Origin of the sequence: Microcoleus sp. w2-18bC1 (assembly GCF_036700365.1) — a bacterium.
GTDB lineage: Bacteria > Cyanobacteriota > Cyanobacteriia > Cyanobacteriales > Microcoleaceae > Microcoleus.
This window is the reverse complement of sequence record NZ_JAUBOS010000017.1, coordinates 90,166-97,533: the sequence shown is the minus strand read 5'-3', so window position 1 is coordinate 97,533 and position 7,368 is coordinate 90,166. Positions and strand designations below refer to the sequence as shown.

3 protein-coding genes are annotated in these 7,368 nt (G+C 46.1%); all 3 read left to right on the top strand.

All coding sequences use genetic code 11. From position 1 onward, the window contains the following. Positions 1 to 3,930: S8 family serine peptidase (locus tag QT979_RS12455; RefSeq protein ID WP_333310233.1), on the top strand; the 3,930-nt coding region annotated here is incomplete at its 5' end. Between the two features lie 260 nt (positions 3,931 to 4,190). Next, positions 4,191 to 4,688 carry a hypothetical protein gene (locus QT979_RS12450; RefSeq protein WP_333164199.1) on the top strand — a complete coding sequence of 166 codons (498 nt, stop codon included), beginning with the start codon at positions 4,191 to 4,193 and terminating at the stop codon, positions 4,686 to 4,688. A gap of 71 nt (positions 4,689 to 4,759) precedes the next feature. After that, the coding region (locus tag QT979_RS12445) for an FG-GAP-like repeat-containing protein (protein ID WP_333310230.1) at positions 4,760 to 7,368 on the top strand (2,609 nt) is incomplete at its 3' end.

The following is a 7,368-nucleotide window of genomic DNA, read 5'->3' as shown; positions in this document are numbered from 1 at the left end:
CCAACACCTCCGTTACCAACACCAACACCAACCCCAACACCTCCGTTACCAACACCAACACCAACCCCAACACCTCCGTTACCAACTCCAACACCAACTCCCACACCTGCTGGAATTACCGTTGGCCCTGCAAGTGGATTAATCACCACAGAAGCAGGCCAAACCGCAACATTTAACGTTCAACTAAACAGCTTAAACATCCCACCTACTGGCGATGTGAAAATAGATTTAGCAAGTTCCAATACAGCAGAAGGAACAGTTTCTCCGCAATCGCTTACCTTCAACTCTACTAATTGGAATCAGCCGCAAACAGTAACGGTAACAGGCGTTGACGACTTTGCTATTGACGGTGATCAAACTTACACCATTGTTACTAGCCCTGCTGTCAGTACGGATAACAGATTTAACGGATTAAATGCGTCCGATGTCGCTGTCACCAATAACGATAATGACAGCAATATCCCAGCACAAGACTTAGCTGGAAACACATCAGCTACAGCCCGTACAATTAATGCAAGTTCCGCTCTCAGAAACTACAGTGATTCAGTAAGTAGTAACGAGCCAGATTACTACAAATTCACGATCGGTGCTGACAATGACTTCAACTTGGCAGTCAGCGGATTTACGGGAGATATTAATCTTGAATTGCTTGACAGCAATCAAAATGTCATCTCAACTGCAATAAGTTCTGGCGCTGGTTCAAAATTAATTAACCGCATTTTGGCACACGGGACTTACAGCATTCGAGTTTCTTCAGTTAATAGTGCCCAGACTCCCTACAACTTGAATTTGTCTGCTGTACCTCGTCTTGCAGGTGTCACAACTACAGGCTATGAAGGCCCAGCCGTCACAAATCCCCAGTCAAATTCACCTAGCAGCAGCATTTTGCGCGGCATCAACAACAATCTACTCACTAACAATCTATCCACTTCCCTGATTGATAGCAATTTCCTCGACTCAGTGTTGTTTAGTGGTGTTGGTGGTAATAGTAATGCTTCAAGTTTCGTTAATAACTTCCTCCCAGCAGACTTTTTTGGTAGTTTTGACGGCAGCGGCAACGACCCATTTCATGAGATCCCTGCTAGTGTATCCAGCGCGCAAATAAATTTGGATAAATTCCGCGCCACACCACGTTTTTCCGGTATTGACGGCAGTGGTTTCTCTGTAGCGGTATTAGAGACTGGCATCAACTTAAACCACCCATTCTTTGGCCCTGACCGCGACTCAAACGGCATCAGCGATCGCATCGTTTATAACTACGATTTTGCCGACGGCGACGCGGATGCTAGCGACAAAGACGGACACGGATCTAACATTGCAAGCATTATTGCTTCCCAAGACCCAACCTATACAGGGATGGCACCTGGGGCTAATATTATCGGTCTCAAAGTGAGAAAGGATAATAAGGATAATATGCCTAGTGACGAAATTAATAAGTTTCCCTATGTTGAACAAGCTTTGCAGTGGGTATTGCAAAATGCAGATACTTACAAGATTGCCAGCGTTTGTATGGCATTCGGCAGCGGTGAAAATTTTGCCACCAGTCAAACTTCACTCTACGGTATAGGAGATGAACTGGCAGCATTAGCGGCGAAAAATATAATTGTTGTCTCTTCATCAGGCAACCGTTACTACCCGTACCAGAATGAGCCTCCAGGTGTAAACTACCCTTCAGCAGATCCGAATTCGCTGTCGATTGGCGCGGTATACAATTCCAACATTGGTTCTTTCTCTTTGGGGAACTATTTTGCGAATAAGCCTGGTGAGACTGGGAAATTGGTAACAGCAAATACCACTGCTGCTGATCGTATTGCTCCTTTTTCTCAGCGTAACGGGACATTAACCACAGTTTTTGCTCCAGGAGCACCTATCACTGGGGCTGGCAAAGATGGCGATATAAACGAGAGAAGCACCTATCACGGTACCAGTCAAGCTACAGCCCACATTAGCGGCATAGCAGTATTAGCACAACAGTTAGCACAGCAAGAATTAGGTCGCAAACTGACGCCAAAGGAGTTCGCTAATCTTTTGAAACAAACCGGTGTCACTATCAACGATGGCGACGATGAAAAGGATAACGTTAAACATACAGGTCTTAATTTCAAGCGTGTTGATGTGCTGGCTTTGGGTGAAGCTATTGCTGGAGGAGGTGTTGTCCAGAACCGTCCGCCACAAGAAAAGATTCATTTAGACTATTTCATTAAGGAGTTTAATCAAGACATTCAAAATGTCTACACCGACCCGGATGGCGACTTAATCTCTTACAAATTAACTCGAGAGGATGGCAGTCCTTTAACCAGCAGTTTCAACAGTAGCTGGCTGGGATTCTCTTTCGACTCTAACAAGAACACCATCAAATTTACTGGCACTCCACCAGTGTTTAATATTAATGGAAAACCATTGAGTTTTGTAAGACCGTTTAAGGTTAAGTTAACCGCCACCGACCCTGCAGGTGCAAGCAATTCTCAAACCTTCAAGATAACAAAATATAACGGTCGCTGGGTGATTGATAATTACATTGCAGGTGCCAAGGTATTTTTGGATGCCAATAAAAATGGTGTTCTCGATGCTGGCGAACCCTCAACTAACACTGACACTAGCGGTGAATTTAATCTCGATTTTCCCTTTGAGACTTTCGACAAAAACGCCAATGGGGAGATTGATTCAAATGAAGGAAATTTAGTGGCTTTTGGAGGCACTGATACCGCGACCGGTTTGCCTTTAGAAACGCCTGTTACTGCACCTGCTGACGCTACTGTGGTCACGCTGTTAACTACTCTGATGGTGGACTTGATAGATAAGGGAATTGAGAGCGATCGGGCTGAATCTCTCATCAAATCTGCTCTTGCCATTCCTGCTGATGTTCCGATCGCAGATTTCGATCCGATCGCCGCCACCAACGACAGCGAACCGGGCGGCGTGGCAACTTTATCTGCAATGGTAAAAGTCCAAAATGTTATCACTCAAACTGCGGGTTTGATTGACGGTGCTTCCAGTGCAGCTACTAACGAAATTGTCAAAGCTGTTGTCAGTTCAATTACGAGTCAAATTCAATCCGGCACTGTTTTAAACCTCAGCAACGCACTCGCTTTAGAACCAATAATTCAGCAAGCTGCCGCGAATATTCAGCAGATTGACCCCAGTTTCAACAGTCAAAAAGTTACCTCAATTACCTCGCAAGCTGCGACAGTAATGGCAACAGCAAATCAGCGCATTGATTCTGCTGTCTCCAACCCAACAGGAACATCAATTCCTGAATCAGTAGCCCGCGTCCAACAAGTAGCTTTGGGCCCAACTACTCAAGACTTCAAAGAAGTTGGTGCGGGAACTAAGACAATTTCCCAGGTAGTTACTGAGAATACTGGTGCTGCTTTAGATACCAAAATTCAAGCTGTGATATTACCTGCTGGGATTGCAACTCCTGTTGTCACCGGCGACGCAGATTTGGGCAGCAATTCCCCCGATCGAATTCTCGGTACAAATGGCGATGATACCCTGACTGGCGACAGTCCAAATAATGTTTTGCTGGGTCTGAGGGGCAATGATTCCCTCGACGGTGCGGTGGGGAATGACACTCTTTTCGGCGGCAAAGGTAACGATACTTTACTCGGAAGTAGCGGTGATGATGTCTTGTTTGGCAATCGCGGTGACGATTTGCTGAATGGCGGTTTGGGAAGTGATAGTTTGACGGGAGGGAATGGGGTAGATAAATTCTTGCTATCTACCAATTCCGGTACTGATACTATTACTGACTTTGAAGTTGGTAAAGACTTGTTAGTTTTGGGTAATGGTCTGACTTTCTCGCAATTCTCAATTACTCAAGAAAACAGTTCAACATTCATCCGCTTGTCAGCAACCGGAGAGATTTTAGCATCTCTGAATGGGGTGACGGCAAGTGCGATCGGTGTCGCAAATTTTGGCTCAATCTAATAGCAATAGGACTGATATGATGTCCGGTTTATCGACCATAATTCCTGTAGGGCGGGTTCGCGGATATCTTTAAGAGAAACGAGAGATTCTGTAAACCCGCCCCGGTATTCGACAGTACGATCGCGGCCGGGGCGGGTTTTTGAAATTGTCTATTAGCAGATATTGTTGGTGAACCCGCCCCTACCATCGACCTGATAATCGACCGCATTGGGTATAAGTCCCGATCGAGTAGTAGTCTATCCACCTATGAGGTTTTTGATATGAATGAAGATGCACCACCAATGTTTTTTCCTGTTTCTCGGCTGAAGTTGTTCGTGATGTCCCTAGTAACCTTGGGCCTCTATCAAATTTTTTGGTTTTACAAAAACTGGCAGCTATTCAAAGCCGCAACAGGAGACGACATTAGCCCATTTTGGAGAGCTGTTTTCAACGGTATTTTTTGTTATTCATTGATTACGAAAATTAGAAATAGGGCTAAATTGCGCGGTATTGATGCCAACTGTAGTCCCTTCTTGCTGACTCTGGCTTGGTTGGGGCTTGCGCTGTGTACCCGACTGCCAGACCCATACTGGCTAGTTAGTTTTTTATCTGTAATAGTTTTGCTTCCTGTTCAAGAGATTGTGAATGAACTGAACAGTTTAGCAGCCCCAAACCACAATCCTAACGATCGATTTTCGGTATGGAATATAGTAACTATCGCTGTGGGAGGCAGCCTGTTTGTACTTGCGATCGTCGGGACACTGATGCCAGCAACTTAGGGGCGATTTGCATCAGTTTCACAACTCGAAACATCAAAAATTACTGTTGTTAACTAATCGGTAAATTAATCATGTCTACTTTCAGTTCCGCTAGCAACTTTCCAACCAGCACAAATCCCCAATCCCTGACTGCCGAAAACTTTAATAACGACAATATCCCAGACTTAGCCATCAGCAGCGGAACCGCTGTTTCCCTATTAATAGGGGACAGCCAAGGAGGATTTGGCACTCCCGCCAACGTAAATCAATCCAGTCGTACTCCCATCGTAGCAGGTAATTTTAACACCGATAATTTCCTAGACCTAGCCGTAACTAACTGGTCTGGTGGAGAATTTCCTAGTGGTTCCGTTTACATCTTACCGGGTACTGGTCAAGGTACTTTTGGCAACTCCACTAGCTTTAGCGCCGGGACAAACCCGCCCAGTGCGATCGGCGTAGGCGATTTTAACGCAGACAATTTATCAGACATAGTTGTAGCAGACATTAATGGTGGCGTTTCCATCGGATTACAAAACGCTCAAGGCAACGGTTTTGCTATTGAAGAAAATATATCTCAGGTAGGGACAACTCCAACCGCGATTGCAGCGAGAGACTTTAACAGCGATGGCCGCCTCGATCTTGCCATCACTAGCAGCGGTTCTAACAACGTTTCCATCCTACTGAACACGGGAGGCGCTGGTGCAGACCGATTTTCAATCGCGGTAAATTATGCAGTTGGGACTAATCCAACATCCATTGCCGCAGGAGACTTTAACGGTGACAACATTCTAGATCTCGCCATCACCAACAGCATTTCTAACAACATTTCCATTTTACTTGGAACTGGTCAAGGTGTCTTTGGCAATGCCACCAACTACTCAGCGGGAGGCGATAGTCCGGCATCGATCGCAGTTGCCGACTTAAACGCCGACAGCAAACTCGATATCGCTGTGGCTAACAATCAATCAAACAACGTTTCTATTCTAACTGGAACCGGTCAAGGCACTTTTGGCAACCCCATTAACTACGCAGTCGGGACAAATCCAAAAGCGATCGCCATCAAAGATTTTAACGCCGACAACAAACCCGATCTCGCCACCGCCAATAGCGGTTCTAACGATGTCTCCATCCTGCTGAATACCACCGTTGAGGTCAATTTCGGCGCAGCCACTTACAGCGGCACCGAAGGAACAACAGATACCATCGTTAATGTCCCAGTCACCATCAGCGGGGGCACTCCCTTCAGCGATCTAGTTGTACCAATTGTTATCGACCCCAGCAGTACAGCTACCCAAGATTCAGACTACACTTTTTCACCTGCCACTCTCACATTCAGTGCAGGTACCAACACCCTCACTCAGAATGTTGCTGTCACTGTCAAAGCTGACAATATCCCAGAGAACGCCGAAACAGCGGTGTTCAGCTTTGGTACGATTACTGATGGGATTGCAGGTACAACAAAAGAAACAACACTAACTATTCCGGCCAATGACGCCATAGATTACGCCATTGCTGCCGGTACTGCCAGCCTCGCCGAAGGCAACAGTGGCACTACTCCCGTTACTTTTACCGTGACTCGCAGCGGCGGGATTGATGCTGCCAGCAGTGTAAATTATGCAATTGGAGGAACTGCTACAAACAGCAGCGATTACAACAATATCGGCGGCACTTCTGGGGGAACTAGCATTACTGGTACGGTTAATTTTGCGGCGGGCGAGACATCGAAAACCATTACTTTAGATGTATTGGGCGATGCGATAATTGAACCGGATGAAACTATTACTGTTACTCTGTCAAATCCGGTTGCGCCCGGCCCGACTCCGACTATTACCGCTGCTACCGCTACAACTACGATCGGTAATGATGACACTGCCGGAGTCACCGTCAATCCTGCCAGCGGATTAGTGACGACAGAAGCAGGCGACAGCGCTACATTTACCGTTAAACTTAACAGTCAACCCAGTGCTAATGTTAGCATTGATTTGAGCAGTTCCAATCCCGCCGAAGCAACAGTTTCCAGCAACAGTTTAACTTTCACGCCTGCGAACTGGAATCAACCGCAAACGGTAACGGTGACAGGTGTTGACGACAGCGTTGCTGATGGCAGTAAAACTTACAATATTGTCACTGCTGCGGCTGTCAGTACCGACATTAATTACAGCAATCTCAATCCCGATGATGTCAGCGCCAGCAACAGCGATAATGAAACTCCTGGCATTACGATTAATCCTGCCAGCACAAATGCAACGGAAGGCGGTGCAAATGGAAGTTACACTGTTCAGTTAAATAGTCAACCGATCGCACCTGTTACGATTAACTTGGCTACAGGCAGTGAAATTCAACCAATTACCGCACTTACTTTTACCGCTAATAATTGGAATGTCGCTCAAACTGTGGCGGTGGCTGCTGTTGATGACAATGCAGTTGAAGGAAATCATACGGGTGCGATCGACCATACTGCTACCAGTAGCGATGTTAATTATAACAGCATCACAATTCCGGCTGTTAGCGTCGCCATTACCGATAACGACTTCCCAGGCGTTTCTATTAACCCCACTGCTGCGAATGCAACGGAAGGCGGTGCAACTGGAAGTTACAGCGTTCAGTTAAATACTCAACCGACAGCACCTGTTACGATTAACTTGGCTACAGGCAGTGAAATTCAACCAATTACCGCACTTACTTTTACCGCTAATAATTG

Bases quoted from the DNA above. Each gene is read 5' to 3' on its own strand.
- QT979_RS12450 (WP_333164199.1), top strand. From the start codon at position 4,191: ATGAATGAAGATGCACCACCAATGTTTTTTCCTGTTTCTCGGCTGAAG.